This window comes from Streptococcus sp. FDAARGOS_256 (assembly GCF_002289235.2).
Classification (GTDB): domain Bacteria; phylum Bacillota; class Bacilli; order Lactobacillales; family Streptococcaceae; genus Streptococcus.
In genome coordinates, this window is the sequence record NZ_NTGM02000001.1 from 103549 (window position 1) to 118803 (window position 15255).

16 protein-coding genes and 2 tRNA genes are annotated in these 15255 nt (G+C 41.3%); 9 read left to right on the plus strand and 9 right to left on the minus strand.

Features of this window, described 5'->3' with window-relative positions:
- Positions 1-9 precede the first annotated feature (9 nt).
- The 5 genes from trpD to trpA are packed head-to-tail and all read left to right on the plus strand — an operon-like array spanning position 10 to position 4334.
- The gene (gene trpD / locus A6J84_RS00755; protein WP_095725842.1) at positions 10-1014 is read left to right on the plus strand and encodes an anthranilate phosphoribosyltransferase; all 1005 of its coding nucleotides are present in this window, start codon (positions 10-12) and stop codon (positions 1012-1014) included.
- The gene (gene trpC, locus A6J84_RS00760; RefSeq protein ID WP_095725843.1) at positions 1011-1778 is read left to right on the plus strand and encodes an indole-3-glycerol phosphate synthase TrpC; all 768 of its coding nucleotides are present in this window, start codon (positions 1011-1013) and stop codon (positions 1776-1778) included. The genes trpD and trpC overlap by 4 nt, the downstream gene beginning before the upstream one ends.
- Positions 1765-2364 (plus strand): phosphoribosylanthranilate isomerase, encoded by a 600-nt coding sequence (locus tag A6J84_RS00765; RefSeq protein WP_193756703.1) that lies wholly within the window; start codon positions 1765-1767, stop codon positions 2362-2364. The genes trpC and A6J84_RS00765 overlap by 14 nt, the downstream gene beginning before the upstream one ends.
- Complete coding sequence (gene trpB / locus A6J84_RS00770) at positions 2342-3565, plus strand: tryptophan synthase subunit beta (RefSeq protein WP_049491302.1); 1224 nt, start codon at positions 2342-2344, stop codon at positions 3563-3565. Before A6J84_RS00765 ends, trpB begins: the two co-directional genes overlap by 23 nt.
- A complete protein-coding gene (trpA, locus tag A6J84_RS00775) occupies positions 3558-4334 on the plus strand; it encodes a tryptophan synthase subunit alpha (RefSeq protein ID WP_084939880.1) in 777 nt (258 codons plus the stop codon). The genes trpB and trpA overlap by 8 nt, the downstream gene beginning before the upstream one ends.
- Here trpA and A6J84_RS00780 read toward each other — a convergent pair.
- Positions 4306-4965 carry a prepilin peptidase gene (locus tag A6J84_RS00780; RefSeq protein WP_095725845.1) on the minus strand — a complete coding sequence of 220 codons (660 nt, stop codon included), beginning with the start codon at positions 4963-4965 and terminating at the stop codon, positions 4306-4308. The genes trpA and A6J84_RS00780 overlap by 29 nt on opposite strands.
- Positions 4966-5034: 69 nt before the next feature.
- On the opposite strand from A6J84_RS00780, the gene A6J84_RS00785 reads away from it, so the two are divergent.
- Entirely contained in the window at positions 5035-5490 is a 456-nt protein-coding gene (locus A6J84_RS00785; protein ID WP_049551476.1) for a GNAT family N-acetyltransferase, read from the plus strand.
- A 155-nt stretch (positions 5491-5645) separates the two neighbouring features.
- Here A6J84_RS00785 and A6J84_RS00790 read toward each other — a convergent pair whose 3' ends face one another.
- From A6J84_RS00790 to A6J84_RS00805, 4 genes are all read right to left on the minus strand, one after another.
- Entirely contained in the window at positions 5646-6524 is an 879-nt protein-coding gene (locus A6J84_RS00790) for an SDR family NAD(P)-dependent oxidoreductase (RefSeq protein WP_033584329.1), read from the minus strand.
- Between the two features lies 1 nt (position 6525).
- Complete coding sequence (locus A6J84_RS00795) at positions 6526-7362, minus strand: alpha/beta fold hydrolase (protein WP_033584331.1); 837 nt, start codon at positions 7360-7362, stop codon at positions 6526-6528.
- 13 nt (positions 7363-7375) lie between these two features.
- Complete coding sequence (locus tag A6J84_RS00800; protein ID WP_033584333.1) at positions 7376-8380, minus strand: NADP-dependent oxidoreductase; 1005 nt, start codon at positions 8378-8380, stop codon at positions 7376-7378.
- 92 nt (positions 8381-8472) lie between these two features.
- Entirely contained in the window at positions 8473-8904 is a 432-nt protein-coding gene (locus tag A6J84_RS00805) for an Rrf2 family transcriptional regulator (protein ID WP_033584335.1), read from the minus strand.
- A gap of 650 nt (positions 8905-9554) precedes the next feature.
- Here A6J84_RS00805 and A6J84_RS00810 point away from each other — a divergent pair.
- Together A6J84_RS00810 and A6J84_RS00815 are read left to right on the plus strand one after the other, a co-directional pair.
- Positions 9555-10844 (plus strand): hypothetical protein, encoded by a 1290-nt coding sequence (locus A6J84_RS00810; protein ID WP_095725846.1) that lies wholly within the window; start codon positions 9555-9557, stop codon positions 10842-10844.
- Positions 10845-10853: 9 nt separating this feature from the next.
- Positions 10854-11942: an AI-2E family transporter gene (locus tag A6J84_RS00815; RefSeq protein ID WP_004193676.1), complete on the plus strand. Its 1089-nt coding sequence runs from the start codon at positions 10854-10856 to the stop codon at positions 11940-11942.
- 140 nt (positions 11943-12082) lie between these two features.
- Here A6J84_RS00815 and A6J84_RS00820 read toward each other — a convergent pair.
- From A6J84_RS00820 to A6J84_RS00835, 4 genes are all read right to left on the minus strand, one after another.
- Positions 12083-12155 (minus strand) — tRNA-Lys (locus tag A6J84_RS00820).
- A gap of 62 nt (positions 12156-12217) precedes the next feature.
- On the minus strand, positions 12218-12733 hold the full coding sequence (locus tag A6J84_RS00825) for a DUF308 domain-containing protein (protein ID WP_000672739.1): 516 nt from the start codon (positions 12731-12733) through the stop codon (positions 12218-12220).
- A gap of 326 nt (positions 12734-13059) precedes the next feature.
- Positions 13060-13132 (minus strand) — tRNA-Lys (locus A6J84_RS00830).
- A gap of 264 nt (positions 13133-13396) precedes the next feature.
- Positions 13397-14668 (minus strand): replication-associated recombination protein A, encoded by a 1272-nt coding sequence (locus A6J84_RS00835; protein WP_095725847.1) that lies wholly within the window; start codon positions 14666-14668, stop codon positions 13397-13399.
- A 115-nt stretch (positions 14669-14783) separates the two neighbouring features.
- Between A6J84_RS00835 and A6J84_RS00840 the strand changes: the two genes are divergently transcribed.
- Positions 14784-15254: a DUF3013 family protein gene (locus A6J84_RS00840; RefSeq protein ID WP_000257133.1), complete on the plus strand. Its 471-nt coding sequence runs from the start codon at positions 14784-14786 to the stop codon at positions 15252-15254.
- The last annotated feature ends 1 nt before the right edge of the window (position 15255 follow it).

A 15255-nucleotide genomic window follows, 5' to 3' on the forward strand; every position in this document is an offset into this window, starting at 1 on the left:
GAAACTAGGATGAAAGAGATTATTGAAAAATTAGCAAAATTTGAACATTTATCAGGTGTGGAAATGACGGATGTCATTGAGCGTATCGTAACTGGGCGTGTAACCGAAGCGCAGATTGCTTCTCTCCTCTTGGCCCTTAAGATGAAGGGGGAAACACCGGAAGAACGCACAGCCATTGCACAAGTCATGAGAGGGCATGCCCAACACATTCCAACTGAAATTCATGATGCTATGGACAACTGTGGTACAGGTGGGGACAAGTCCTTCAGCTTTAACATTTCGACAACTGCAGCCTTTGTCTTGGCTGGTGGCGGTGTTCACATGGCCAAGCACGGAAACCGTTCGATTTCTTCTAAATCGGGTTCGGCAGATGTCCTTCAAGCATTGGGCATCAATCTTGACCTCAAACCAGCTGAACTAGGTAAGGTTTTCGATAAAACTGGAATCGTCTTTCTCTTTGCTAAAAATATGCACCCAGCTATGAAGTACATCATGCCCGCTCGTTTGGAACTAGGAATTCCAACGATTATGAACTTGACTGGTCCACTGATTCACCCAATGGCCTTGGAAACACAGTTGCTTGGTATTAGTCGTCCAGAACTTCTAGAAAGCACAGCTCAAGTTTTGAAAAATATGGGTCGAAAACGTGCCGTTGTGGTTGCTGGACCAGAAGGTCTTGATGAAGCTGGCTTGAACGGAACAACCAAGATTGCTCTTCTTGAAAATGGCGAAATCACCTTGTCAAGCTTCACTCCAGAGGATTTGGGGATGAAACGTTACGCTATCGAAGATATTCGTGGAGGGAATGCTCAGGAAAATGCAGAAATTTTGCTCAGCGTTCTTCATAACGAACCAAGTCCATTCTTGGAAACGACAGTCTTGAATGCAGGTCTTGGTTTCTATGCTAATGGTAAGGTAGCTAGTATCAAGGAAGGAGTTGTCTTGGCCCGTCAAGTGATTGCTAGTGGCAAGGCACTTGAAAAACTCAGACTGTTACAGGAGTACCAAAAATGAGTCAGGAATTTTTAGCACGAATTTTAGAGCAGAAGGCGCATGAAGTCGAGCAGATGGAGCTGGAGGAAGTCCAGCCCTTGCGCCAGACCTATCGCTTAGCAGAATTTTTGAAGAATCATCGTGACCGTTTGCAGGTAATCGCTGAGGTCAAGAAGGCTAGCCCTAGTCTGGGAGATATCAATCTCAATGTGGATATTGTGCAACAGGCCCAGACTTATGAAGCGAACGGCGCAGTGATGATTTCGGTTTTGACAGATGAGGTTTTCTTTAAAGGGCATTTGGATTATCTGCGGGAGATTTCTAGTCAGGTAAACATTCCAACGCTCAACAAGGACTTTATCATCGACGAAAAGCAAATCATCCGTGCTCGCAATGCCGGCGCGACAGTTATCCTGCTCATCGTGGCTGCTTTGTCAGAAGAACGCCTCAAGGAACTTTATGACTATGCGACAGAGCTTGGTCTGGAAGTCTTGGTAGAAACTCACAATCTAGCTGAACTAGAAGTGGTCCACAGGCTTGGTGCTGAGATTATTGGGGTTAATAACCGCAACTTGACGACCTTTGAGGTCGACTTACAAACCAGTGTAGACTTGGCCCAGCACTTTAAGGAAGATCGTTATTACATTTCTGAATCTGCTATTTTCACAGGGAAGGATGCAAAACGCGTTGCACCATACTTTAACGGAATTTTGGTAGGGACAGCTCTTATGCAGGCAGAGGATGTGGCTCAAAGAATCAAGGAGTTGCAGATTGACAAAGGTTAAGATTTGTGGACTATCGTCCAAAGAAGCGGTAGAGACAGCCGTATCAGCAGGGACCGACTACATTGGTTTTGTCTTCGCACCTAGTAAAAGGCAGGTGACCTTGGAACAGGCTGCTGAGCTGGCAAAGCTCATTCCTGTCAACGTTAAAAAGGTTGGTGTATTTGTTTCACCAAGTCGGGCAGAACTGCTAGAAGCGATTGAAAAAGTTGGTTTGGACTTGGTTCAACTTCATGGTCAGGTAGCAGATGATTTGTTTGAGGATCTGCCTTGTGCCAGCATTCAGGCTGTGCAGGTGGATGGAAATGGTCATGTGCCTCATTCTCGGGCAGACTATCTACTCTTTGATGCCCCTGTGGCTGGGAGTGGTCAGACCTTTGACTGGGGCCAACTGGATACGTCTGGACTAGCCCAGCCTTTCTTTATCGCTGGTGGGCTTAAGGAAGACAATGTAGCAAAAGCAATTCAACACTTTACTCCCTATGCAGTAGATGTATCGAGTGGAGTGGAGACAGATGGACAGAAAGATCATGAAAAGATTAGAAGATTTATAGAGAGGGTAAAGCATGGCATATCAAGAACCAAATAAAGATGGATTTTACGGAAAATTCGGCGGACGTTTCGTCCCAGAAACATTGATGACAGCAGTTTTGGAGTTGGAAAAAGCCTACCGTGAAAGTCAGGCAGACCCAAGTTTCCAAGAGGAATTAAACCAGCTCTTACGCCAGTATGTAGGACGTGAAACTCCCCTTTACTACGCAAAAAACTTGACCCAGCATATCGGAGGAGCCAAGATTTACCTCAAACGGGAAGACCTCAACCATACAGGGGCTCACAAGATTAATAATGCCTTGGGACAGGTTCTTCTGGCTAAACGCATGGGTAAAAAGAAAATTATCGCTGAAACTGGTGCTGGTCAGCACGGTGTGGCAACTGCAACAGCTGCAGCCCTCTTTAACATGGAATGTACCATCTACATGGGTGAGGAAGATGTTAAACGCCAAGCCCTTAATGTCTTCCGTATGGAGCTTTTGGGAGCCAAGGTTGAGGCTGTGACTGATGGTTCGCGCGTGCTCAAGGATGCGGTCAATGCAGCCCTTCGTTCATGGGTAGCTAATATCGATGATACCCACTATATTCTTGGTTCTGCCTTGGGGCCTCATCCATTCCCAGAAATTGTTCGTGATTTCCAAAGTGTCATTGGTCGAGAAGCTAAACAACAGTATCGCGATATGACAGGTCAAGATCTGCCAGATGCCCTAGTAGCCTGTGTTGGTGGTGGTTCTAATGCTATCGGTCTCTTCCATCCATTTGTAGAAGATGAGTCAGTAGCTATGTATGGGGCTGAAGCAGCAGGACTTGGTGTGGACACGGAGCACCACGCAGCGACCTTAACCAAGGGTCGTCCAGGTGTCCTCCATGGTTCCCTCATGGATGTGCTCCAAGATGCTCATGGTCAAATTCTTGAAGCCTTCTCTATCTCAGCAGGATTGGACTATCCTGGTATCGGTCCAGAACATTCTCACTACCACGATATCAAACGTGCCAGCTATGTTCCTGTGACAGACGAGGAAGCTTTGGAAGGATTCCAACTCTTGTCTCGTGTGGAAGGAATTATCCCAGCCTTGGAATCTAGCCATGCCATTGCCTTCGCAGTGAAATTGGCCAAAGAACTTGGACCAGACAAGTCGATGATTGTCTGCCTATCTGGACGTGGGGACAAGGATGTGGTTCAAGTCAAAGACCGCTTGGAAGCAGATGCAGCAAAGAAGGGAGAAGCCCATGCCTAAGACACTAACAGAAAAATTGAACGCTATCAAAGCAGCTGGAAAAGGAATTTTTGTTCCCTATATCATGGCTGGAGACCATGAGAAAGGTTTGGTTGGTCTCGCTGAAACAATCCACTTTTTAGAAGATTTGGGTGTTTCAGCTATTGAAGTGGGTATTCCCTTTTCAGACCCTGTTGCAGATGGACCTGTGATCGAAGAAGCAGGCTTACGTAGTCTAGCTCATGGGACTTCTACCCAGGCTTTGGTTGAAACCTTGAAAACCATTCAGACTGAGGTACCACTGGTCATCATGACCTACTTCAACCCGCTCTTTCAGTACGGTGTGGAGAAATTTGTCAAAGATTTGGCAGATACAGCGGTTAAAGGATTGATTATCCCAGACCTGCCTCATGAGCATGCCAACTTTGTAGAGCCCTTTTTGGTAGACACAGATATCGCCTTGATTCCCCTAGTTAGCTTGACAACAGGGATCGAGCGTCAAAAAGAGTTGATCAAGGGAGCTGAAGGCTTTGTCTATGCCGTTGCCATCAATGGGGTGACAGGGAAGTCAGGAAATTACCGTGTAGACTTGGACAAGCACTTAGCACAATTGCATCAAGTAGCTGACATCCCAGTCTTGACAGGTTTTGGTGTATCTAGTCAAGACGATGTCGAACGCTTCAATGCGGTGTCAGATGGCGTTATCGTCGGTTCGAAAATTGTAAAAGCTCTCCACCAAGGAGAGCCGATTGAGGACTTTATCAAACAAGCAGTAGCTTACCAAAAATAATCAAACAAGCAGCAAGTAAGAGGAAAGGCACAAAAGGAAGTCTTTCCTTTTTCTTTTGTAGGAGAAAGGCTAGAATGCCCGTCGCAGAAGCGAACTGAATCAAGATCAGTAGTTCAGTCACGCTAAAGATGAGAGCGCAAGAAGCTAAAAAGAGAAAATCCCCTGCTCCCATGCGAATATCGATAAAATGAGCCAACATTCCAAGGATAAGGAAGAAGACCATGACTAGATTCCAACCAGAGCAGGCCATGAGGATTAGGTGGAAAGTCATCCAGACCAGTAAGGGATATTCCTGATGGCGAAAGTCGTAGATGCCCAAGGTCAAACCAGCAGTGATTAGAATGACTTGTCCCAAGGAAAGTAATCCCCAATAGTAAAGCAGAAAAATGAGCCCTAAGACTAATTCAAAGAGGGCATACCAGACTGGATAAGTAGCCTTGCAGTAACGACAGCGAAAGCGATTGAAGACCTGCGAGAGAATTGGAATCAAATCTAAGGGACGCAAGCGAGTCTGACAGGAATCGCAGTGACTAGCAGGTTGGATAATGGATTGCTCAGGAAAACGGTCGATGAGCAAACCAAGAAAGGAAGCGAGAATGCTCCCGACAAGAAAAAAATAAATATCAATCATACTTATCTATTCGTAAAAAATAGTAGAAGTAGTATAATAAAGAAACATAGACAAGATAGTGAGGTCAAGATGACAATTCGTTTTGAAGAAAAGATGAGCACAGAAAACGCTCAGCTCGTATGCCAATGGTCCAACTCCCTTGGAAAATCCTTTCAAGAACAATGGATGGGACCAATGATTCCTTTCCCCTTGACAATTCAAGTCTTTCAAGACTTGGAAGGAATCTTTTCAATCTTTGAAGGACAAGAGTTTGTGGGGCTTATCCAGAAAATCAGGCAAGAAGACAGCAATCTTCATATTGGAAGATTTTTTATCAATCCTCAGAAACAGGGGCAAGGCTTAGGTAGCCAGGCTTTAAGGAAATTTGTTAGTTTAGCATTTGAAAATAGAGATATAGACAGTATCTCTCTAAATGTCTTCGAGGCAAATCAAGTAGCCAAGCACCTCTATCAAAAAGAAGGATTTGAAATCGTTCAAATGGTTGAAACACCTATACGAAAATACATCATGAAAAAGGGGAGATAGAAGCAAAAAAGTGGCTAGGAAAAGTCTTTGAAATCTGAAAAACGCACAGTATCCAGTTTGAACAACCTTGATATTATGCGTTTTATTGTGGGAAGATTTACTTCGTTTTCTCCTGAAATTGAGTTCCTGTCCAGTCTTCCTCTTGTATTAAATTTTTAATCAAACTCAACATATTTCTGTTTAAATAACTTAATTTTATCATTACAGTAATTGGTTAAATCTTGAGCTTTTTCAAGTGTATACCCTTTTTCAGAAACTGTTTTGACAGTTTTATCATCAAAATAGTAGCCAGTCAAACCAATGATTTCTTCTGATAATGTAAGATAGTAGCCTGTTTCAATTCCCTCGTCTAGATTTTTGGAAAATGACTTCATCAAGCGTCCGAAGAGAGACTTTTTCGTCTTTTCATCACTGGAATAATTCCCTAAGTTTGTTGAAATTAAGCCAGGATGGTAAGAATTGATGGTGATATTTGAACCTCTTAAAAAGAAATCCCTTGCTAGATAGCGTGTCATCCAAATAGTGTAAAGTTTGGAATTATTGTAGGCCAAACCAGGATTGTAGTTCGTCTCAAATCCAAAGTCTAAATCCTTAACCTTAGCAAAATGATGCATATAGGAAGAAGTATTAATGACACGGCCGTCAGACGCTTTTTCTAACAAGGGACCTAGCTTAGTTGTTAAAATATAGGGAACCAGAACAGATAACATAAAGGTCAACTCGACATTTTCAGCACTCGCTTTTCGTTCTTTTCCAGCATAAAGGCCTGCATTGTTAAACAAGACATCAATACTTTGAAATTCTCTCTTGATTTCCTCTACAAATCGATAAACATCATCTAATTTTGAAAAATCTGCAAGGTAGCTAGAAACTCTGCCTCTCAAGGAAACGGTCCTAACCTCTTGAAGCGCCAGCTCAAGTTTTTGAGGATTTCGACCATGGAGGATGACATGATGCCCTTCACTAGCCAATTTCTTTGCCAAATGTTTACCGATACCGTCAGTAGCACCTGTAATCAGAATAGTTTTGACCATCTTAGTCCTCCAAGAAAGCAATGACTTTTTTTGAAAACTCCTCTGCATATTGGAAGATCGAACCGTGACCAGCATTTGGATAGATGATCAGCTTACTATTTTCGATTTTTGCATGCATATCGTAAGAATTTTCCGTTGGAACCTGCATATCCTTGTCCCCGTTGACGATTAAGGTTGGTTGGATGATAAATTTTAGGTCGTCTTGCGAATCTTTCCCCCAACGTTTAATAGCTTTGAGTTGAGTTAGGAATCCTGATAGGTTCATATCTTTATCCGCAAATTCCTTTGTTCTCATACCCATTCGTCCTAGGACTTTCAAGGCTTCAATTCTCCCTTGATCATCATGATTATAGAAGATATAGCGTTTAGGATCGATGCGCTCGAGTCCAGCTTTAAACATATAACTAAAGGTTTTCCCTGTGACCTTATCGACCTCTTTTCCACCTCGAGGTCCTGTTCCAGCCAAAATCAAACGGTTCACTAGAGTAGGCTTGATTCGGATGATTTCTTGGGCAATCATACCTCCCATAGAAAGGCCAAGAAGATTGATTTTATCGTAACCAAGCGCTTTTACAAAGTCAATTGTCTGCTCAGCCATTCCAGGAATAGTCGGAGCAACTTTGCCCTGACTGGCTCCTACTCCAGGAAGATCGACTACAATGACATGGTGCTTTTCAGCAATCAAGTCTAAGAGTTTAGGATCCCAGTTATCGAGAGTTGCTGCCAAATGGACCAGCATCAGAAGAGGTAGTTTTGATTTGCCTTTACTAAGTTCGCGATAAGCGATTTTGTTCCCGTCGACCGTGATGTATTGATTTTTAGTTGTAAGATATGACATTGTGTTTTCCTTTTTATTTCTTAAAGCTGAGGACTGTTTTACCACGAGAGCGACCATTAGCGACTTTGTCTAAGGCGCTATTTACCTCTTCAAAGGGATAAACTGTATCGATAGATGGTTTGATTTCTAATTTACTAAAGAGGTCAGCTACCTCTTGTAATTGAGCGCCATTGCTTTCTACAAAGATAAAATGGTAGTGGACACCATATTTTTCCGCCATCTTATCAAATTTGCGACCTGCCAAGCCAAGAATCATCTGTTTCCATTTTGGTAGGTTCATGCGTTTGGCAAAGGCAGCGTTTGGCATGGCACGAAGTGAAACAAGATGACCACCTTTTTTCATGATAGACATTTGTTTTTCAGTTTCAGCTCCACCGAGAGTATCGAGGACATAATCCACCTGGCTAACAGTTTTTGTATAATCCTCTGTTTTGTAATCGATAAATCTATCTGCTCCTAGTTTCAAGACACGCTCTGCACTATCTCCAGAACCGTTGGTAATGACTTTCAAACCTTTTGCTTTGGCAATCGGAATGGCCATTCCACCAACTCCTCCAGTCCCACCAGAAATAAAGATCGTTTTCCCAGCTTGAGCGCCCATGAGGTCAAGAGCCTGCATAATGGTCAAGGCAGTAAGAGGAACAGCAGCAGCTTCCTCGTCTGATAGATAGTCTGGAACTTTGGCTAAGGCTTGGCTATCGACAGCTACGTATTCTGCAAAGGCGCCGATATGATCAAGTGGCAGACGTCCAAAGACACGATCTCCTACCTGAAAGTTGTTAACTTTCTTGCCAATGCTTTCAACGATTCCAACCACTTCGTTACCTGCAGTTTGAGGAAGTTTGTATGGAACAATCATCTTAACCTCACCACGAGAGATCATATTATCGAGAGGATTAACGCCGGCTGCGGTGACTTTAACTAAAACTTCTTTGTCTGTAATACTTGGTTTAGCGATTTCTGTGATGTTCAGTGTGATATTGTTTTTGTTATAAGTAGTGTGTTGTGCAACTTTCATGTGTTTTCTCTTTTCTTTTTTAATATAATTCAATAGACTTGTATTTGATACAAGTTCATGTTGTCTCCAGTAAAAACTGACTTGCTATCAAATCAGTTTCGGACTTGTTTGGCTTGTTTATATAGATTGTCAATGACATCTTCTAAAGTTTGATTTGCTAATTCCTTCTCTAATTGAGATTCGGCACTAGCGAAAAGCGGTGAAACTGCTCCTTGGATATGTTTTCCAACAGGGCAATCAGGATTGCTATTTTGATGAACAGGGAATAAACTAATGTGATTGATTTCTTGAGTAGCATAGTAGATCTCTAGTAAAGTCATTTTCTTTGGAGACTTACTGAGTTGATAACCTGTTTTTCCTTGCTGGGAATGAATCAAATCTGCATTTTTCAATAAGGCAATCACCTTTCGAATGTAACTAGCGTTGGTCCCGACGCTCTCAGCCAGTGCTTGTGAACTTAAGGTATCCTTGCTTTCACTAATCATGGTTAGGATGTGCAAGGCTACTGAAAATTTCGTATCCATATAAACTCCTTTAGATAACTTGTATCTGATACAAGAACAAGTATAGCACAAATAAAAAGAAAAGCAAGACTTTTGTTTTAAATTAAAAAAAATTTTTTGAAGAGTGTCATCAGATTAGAGATGTTTGGTAAGAAAGTTCATAATCAAATGGGAGGATAAACTTGTTTTAAAGAAACAGAATCTCCCCTCTCTGCTTGATTAAACATATCTTAGTTTGTGCCTAGTAAACTTTGTTTCATAATCTAATTATATGTTATTTCATTCCGTTTTTTTGTTCTTTTCAAAGCGTTATGAGGACTTGAAACTTATTTTATAATTTTTAATTAGTAAAATGTTGAATTATAGTGAGTATTGTGTCACAATAGATAGTATATAAATCATTAATAGAATAGAAATAATACTTTCTTACCTTTACAAGTAGTATTGGTTACACATTTTTTCGTCTCAATTGTACTTATCTCTCAAGTTTAGTTAATTTTTATTAGCTTTGTTTTCGAATCAATAAAACAAATTTCAGAAGTGCAAAAGACAAGATGGTGACATTGCTACAGTCAGTCGCCATGTCTTGCTGGCACAGGCTGTTTGTGCCGTCAGCTATTTACCAGTCAATTTGATCAAAGGGCTTAATTATTATTTTTGAAAGGTCTTTTATGGAAAAAATTCTTTCTTTAGGTCTGACAGGTAAGAAATTACTTGTTCAGGGTTTCTTGTTTGTTCTGCTAGGTCTTATCTTGATGGTCACGGGAACTTGGTTGCCAGTGACGGTTATTCGACTGGTTCTGTTTTTAGATTGGATAGCAACGGTCTTAGATTTAGTATTACGTATTTTCAAAAAAAGTCAGTCAACGGACACCTTGGGAGTTGCACTGGTTAAATTGTTAGTGATGGGATATTTGCTAGGCTCGAATCTTGCTACTGATGTGCCAATTTATATTTTGGCTCTTGTGATTGGAATTTATCAGATTTTTCATGCTAGTATCAACCTTGTCACCTATGTTCTCTACCGCAAAAACAAAATTCGACCTCGTTTTCGTTTCTTACTAGATGGTCTCGTACTAGTTTTTCTTGGTGGGACTAGTCTTTTGTCCTCTACGGGAAATTCTGTCTTTCAACTCTTTGTTTTAGGGGCTTATTTTTTCCTTTATGGTCTGTCCAATATCCGTGACGGTTTCTTATTTGAAGGGGAAATTGGGAAAAACCATCTCAAACGTCGTATTAGAATTAGCTTACCTATTGTCCTAGCCGCTCTCATCCCTGCAAGAACTTTAGCAAAAGTTAACAAATTTATGCTAGAAAATGCTGATGAGGAAGAAGATATCCATCTTGGAATAGTGAAGTCTGGTAAGACAGCAGAGCTTGAAATTTTTGTTCATACAGCTGAGACCTCCCTGTTTTCAGCTATTGGTCATGTGGATATCTGCTATCAGGGTCGTGTTATTTCTTATGGCAACTATGATCCGTCATCTGAGACCTTATTTGGTATGATAGGAGATGGTGTCTTATATTTTTGTGACCGCGATAAGTACATCGATCTATGTAAACGTGAGAGTCAAAAAACGCTTTTTGGTTACGGAATAGATTTGACACCGGAAATGGAAGAAGCGGTTCAGGAAAAATTAGCTGAATTAAAACAACTAACGATTCCTTGGGAGCCAAGCGCAGATAAAATTAAAACGGAAGATGGTAAGGAAGACTACACCTACGCTTATAAAATCAGACATGAGACGGATGGGGAACTTTATAAATTTATCAAATCTAAGTTTAAATCCTACTTTGTCTTGTCCACAAACTGTGTGCTCTTGGCTGATACCATAGTCGGTCAGGCTGGCACCGATATCCTCTCACCCAAAGGATTTATCGCTCCAGGAACTTACCAAGCCTACCTTAATCGAGAGTTTGAAAAACCAAATAGTATAGTCGTATCTAAACATGTTTATTAAGGAGAATTTATGAACTTAGTAAAAAAATACACCCCGTTAATACTTTTTATAGGGCTGGTTGCTCTTGTAATTCTGAATGCATCGAGCTTTATATCAGGAGCAATCTCTCTCTTTGATGTAATATCAACCTTGATTTATGGTGCTGTTATTGCTTTTGTGCTTAATGTTCCTATGAAAAAAATTGAACAGTACTTAGTTAAATTGAAGGTAAAGGCAGAGTTGCGTCGTCCGATTGCCATGGTACTTGTTTTCCTAGCTCTTATCTTAATCGTGATTGCTCTTTTGGTTTTGGTGCTGCCAACCCTAGCCCAGACTATTAGTCAGCTGGGAACAGTCCTTTCAACAGTCCTTACTCAACTTGGGAAATTGCTAGGCAGCTCGGAATTTGTAACCAAAGACATGTTGTCAACTATCGTATCAGGCATACAGGGACAATCTAGTTCTATTAGCCAAGCTTTGATAGGTTTTTTATCAGGTCTGACTAGTAATATCGGCAATATTTTTTCAAGTTTGATGAATGCCTTTTTGATTATAGTCTTCACCTTTTTATTTTTATCCAGTAAGGAACATTTGGCAGCGATGACGAGTCGACTTCTAAAAGTTTTTCTTCCAGAGAAGGTGGTGATAAAGTTGACTTACATTGGACAAGTAGCACTAGAGACTTATGACCAATTTTTGATGAGTCAGCTGATTGAAGCAGTTATCATAGGAGTTATGATAGCGGTTGGTTACAGCGTGTTTGGGATACCCTATGGAGTAATGACAGGTATCTTTGCAGGAGTGCTATCGTTCATTCCTTATGTAGGGCCTATGATTGCTTGTGTTGTGGGAGCGATTTTTATCTTCACAGTGAGTCCTACTCAAGCCTTACTTTCTCTTCTTCTATATCAAGTTATACAGCTGATTGAAGGAAACCTTATTTATCCTAGAGTTGTAGGTCAGTCTATTGGTTTGCCAGCTATTTTCACGCTTGCGGCTGCTAGTATTGGAGGGAATCTTTTCGGACTACTTGGAATGATATTCTTTACCCCCGTATTTGCTGTTATCTATCGACTGGTTAAAGAATTTGTCGTTGCAAAGGAAAATCAGGTAGATTAAGAAAAACTAAATTTAATAAGATATACTGAGAAGAGAGTGAGAGATTCTCTTCTCTTTTATTTTTAAATACTTTTCTACAAAAAGCTATTAGACGTTAAAAAAAGCCTTGGTTTCAAGGCTTATTTCTGTTGATTTAGATGTGCCCCCTGCAGGGCTCGAACCTGCGCCCCATAGCTTAAGAGTCTACTGCTCTACCAACTGAGCTAAGGAGGCAACAGAAAAAGCTGAGAATGTAACTTCCCAGCTATTTTAATATGCCCAAAATGGCAGCTAGATTATTTACGAAAGGCATCAAGGATATAGGTGAAACCAACAATTAAAAATGCAAAGGCAACGACATAAACGACAAAGACACTTGTAGCTACTGGATTGAACAAAATCACTAGACCTAGTAAAAATGCAAGCAACGCTATCCACATGATATGGTTGCCAATAATAGGGAAAATCAATCCCAGACGATTGCCTTTAAAGAAAGCTATAATGGCTTCTACAATTAACCAAATTCCTAAAATAGTTGGAATGACAACTGGCAGCGTCACAAAGCCATAGGCAACGAGGTAAAGAGCTAAGAGAAGATTAACAATCCCTTGGAAAAGATGAGCTGGTGAGCGAAGCTCTTTTGGTACAGAGAAATAGCCTAAAATAGCTGCTATAGAAGAAACCAGTAAACCAAATGCAATCCACCAGCTGTAAGCAACAAGATTAGCTACTGGGTTTGTAAATAGGAAAAGTCCTAAAAGGACAAAAACAACTCCTGCAAGGAATAGCAGTAAACGATTAGAAAATTTCATTTCAATACCCCCTATATAGTATAGTATAGTTTGATAATAAAAATATTATACACCTTTTTAGAGGAAATGTCAATAAACAAAATGGAAAATTTGGAAGTTTCAGTTTTTATCATTTTGAAAATAAAAAGAGAAGATAAAATTTGTCTTCTCTACATGAAAATATTGTATGGCATCAAAGCAAAAGTAACTGGCTTTACACTATTTGTTAAGATGTAATTTGATTCAAAAAGAAAAGATAGATTTAAAAGTGGGGCAAATGATGGAGCAAATCAGTTATAGACAAGCAAAAAAGCCTTGAAATTAAGGCTTTTTCCTGTTGTATTTAGTGCCCCCTACAGGGATCGAACCTGTGACCCACGGATTAAGAGTCCGCTGCTCTGCCAGCTGAGCTAAGGAGGCAAAGAAAAAGCTGTATTGGTGCCGAATCTTCACGGTTTGTATTGAACCCGCGCAATTAAGCAGGTGGGCAACTCGCTCTAACTGAAGCTGTTTCCGTGTGAGACGGCTTACATGCTGTTAGAAGACTTTTGTTTCCCTAATAATACAAAAAATAGTCGGTCAACACTTAAGTGTGAAGTCGTACACCACAGCGTTTCTATGTTTATATGATACCACTTTTTTTAAAAAATTCAAGAGGAAAATTTATTTTTTTTGAAAAGGATTTCACAAGTTTCTTAATTTATCAATGGTTTCCTTACGTTGGGCTAAGGCCCGTTCGTACTTGCCAGTTTCCTCTGGTGAAAAGTAGCTATGATTGCGAATCTTTTCTGGCAAGTAGTCTTGTTTGACCCAGTGTCCAGGATAGTTGTGCGGATAGAGATAGTTTTGCGCATTCCCTAGTTCCTTGCTTCCACTGTAGTGGCCATCGCGCAGGTGGCGCGGAATAGGTAAATGACCTGATGTTTTGAGGTCAGCAAGGGCCTTGTCCATGGCCACATAGGCTGAGTTGGATTTTGGAGAGAGGGCCAAGTCAATCACGACATTGGCAATGAGAATGCGAGCTTCTGGGAAGCCAATCTTTTGAGCAGCATCTAGAGCAGTTACAGTATGAATCTGAGCTTCAGGATTGGCCAAACCGATATCTTCATAAGCGATGACGGTCAAACGACGAGCGAGACTGGGCAAATCTCCAGCCTCAATCAAGCGGGCCGCATAGTGGAGACTGGCATCGACATCCGAGCCACGGATGGACTTTTGTAGGGCTGAAAGGACATCGTAGTGACCGTCCCCATCCTTGTCCATGGTAATATAGCTCCGCTGGAGGCTATTTTCCATGATATTCAGAGTGATGTGGCGGATCCCCTTGTCATTTTCAGGGGTAGAGAGAACAGCCAAATCCAGCGAGTTAAAGGCAGAACGCAGGTCTCCATTTGTAGAGGTCGCGATGAAATCCAGTGCATCCTCATCTAGCTCTACTTGGAAATCAAAACCACGCTCAGGGTTACTTAGAGCTATTTGCAGAGCCTCTTTGATGTCTTGGTTAGACAGAGGTTCCAACTCAAAAATTTGAACACGGCTACGAATGGCAGGAGTGACAGAAAAGAAAGGATTTTCAGTTGTAGCCCCAATCATGATGACTAGTCCACTTTCCAAAAGAGGCAAGAGGAAATCTTGCTTGGTTTTATCTAGTCTATGAATCTCGTCTAGTAATAGGACGAGACCACCAGAGAATTTCGCCTCTTCCGCGATTTCTTGGAGTCTTTTTTTACTATCTACTGTCGCATTGAAAGTTCGAAAGGTATACTTGGTCGTCCCTGCGATGGCAGAGGCAATACTGGTCTTGCCGATTCCCGGAGGTCCATAAAGAATCATGGAGGACAGGCGGTTGGCTTCCACCATGCGGCGGATAATTTTTCCAGGCCCGACCAGATGTTCCTGACCAATGACCTGGTCGATGGTTTTAGGGCGCATGCGAAGCGCGAGATTGTCTGGCATAGCAGTCCTTTCTAGCGTGGATTTTCTGATGTATATGTGGTAAGATGGTAGTATCTATTTTAGCATATTTCCGAGCAATCGGGGCGATTTAAGAGTCGCATAGAAAGAGGACAAAATGGCAACATATGGATTTTTAGATGTTTTACAAGAAGAGTTGGACAAGAACTTTCCTTTTGATTATGAGATTAGTTGGGACAAGCGCAACCACGCGGTTGAAGTGAGTTTTTTGTTAGAAGCGCAAAATGCTGCAGGTGTGGAGATGGTGGATGAAGATGGAGAGGTTTCGTCAGATGACATTCTCTTTGAAGAAGCAGTTCTTTTCTACAATCCTGCTAAATCAACAGTCAATGCAGAAGACTATTTGACTGTCATCCCTTACTTGCCTAAAAAAGGATTTTCTCGTGAATTTTTAGCATATTTTGCTCTTTTCCTTAAAGATACTGCTGAGGTTGGGCTAGATGCCCTCATGGACTTTTTGGAAGACCCAGAAGCAGAAGAATTTGTCATGGAATGGAACCAAGAAGTCTTTGAAGAAGGAAAAGTAGGCTTGGAAGAGGGAGAATTTTACCCTTATCCGAGATATTAGG

Bases quoted from the DNA above. Each gene is read 5' to 3' on its own strand.
- trpD (WP_095725842.1), top strand. From the start codon at position 10: ATGAAAGAGATTATTGAAAAATTAGCAAAATTTGAACATTTATCAGGT.
- trpC (WP_095725843.1), top strand. From the start codon at position 1,011: ATGAGTCAGGAATTTTTAGCACGAATTTTAGAGCAGAAGGCGCATGAA.
- trpB (WP_049491302.1), top strand. From the start codon at position 2,342: ATGGCATATCAAGAACCAAATAAAGATGGATTTTACGGAAAATTCGGC.
- trpA (WP_084939880.1), top strand. From the start codon at position 3,558: ATGCCTAAGACACTAACAGAAAAATTGAACGCTATCAAAGCAGCTGGA.
- A6J84_RS00780 (WP_095725845.1), bottom strand. From the start codon at position 4,965: ATGATTGATATTTATTTTTTTCTTGTCGGGAGCATTCTCGCTTCCTTT.
- A6J84_RS00785 (WP_049551476.1), top strand. From the start codon at position 5,035: ATGACAATTCGTTTTGAAGAAAAGATGAGCACAGAAAACGCTCAGCTC.
- A6J84_RS00790 (WP_033584329.1), bottom strand. From the start codon at position 6,524: ATGGTCAAAACTATTCTGATTACAGGTGCTACTGACGGTATCGGTAAA.
- A6J84_RS00795 (WP_033584331.1), bottom strand. From the start codon at position 7,362: ATGTCATATCTTACAACTAAAAATCAATACATCACGGTCGACGGGAAC.
- A6J84_RS00800 (WP_033584333.1), bottom strand. From the start codon at position 8,380: ATGAAAGTTGCACAACACACTACTTATAACAAAAACAATATCACACTG.
- A6J84_RS00805 (WP_033584335.1), bottom strand. From the start codon at position 8,904: ATGGATACGAAATTTTCAGTAGCCTTGCACATCCTAACCATGATTAGT.
- A6J84_RS00810 (WP_095725846.1), top strand. From the start codon at position 9,555: ATGGAAAAAATTCTTTCTTTAGGTCTGACAGGTAAGAAATTACTTGTT.
- A6J84_RS00815 (WP_004193676.1), top strand. From the start codon at position 10,854: ATGAACTTAGTAAAAAAATACACCCCGTTAATACTTTTTATAGGGCTG.
- A6J84_RS00825 (WP_000672739.1), bottom strand. From the start codon at position 12,733: ATGAAATTTTCTAATCGTTTACTGCTATTCCTTGCAGGAGTTGTTTTT.
- A6J84_RS00835 (WP_095725847.1), bottom strand. From the start codon at position 14,668: ATGCCAGACAATCTCGCGCTTCGCATGCGCCCTAAAACCATCGACCAG.
- A6J84_RS00840 (WP_000257133.1), top strand. From the start codon at position 14,784: ATGGCAACATATGGATTTTTAGATGTTTTACAAGAAGAGTTGGACAAG.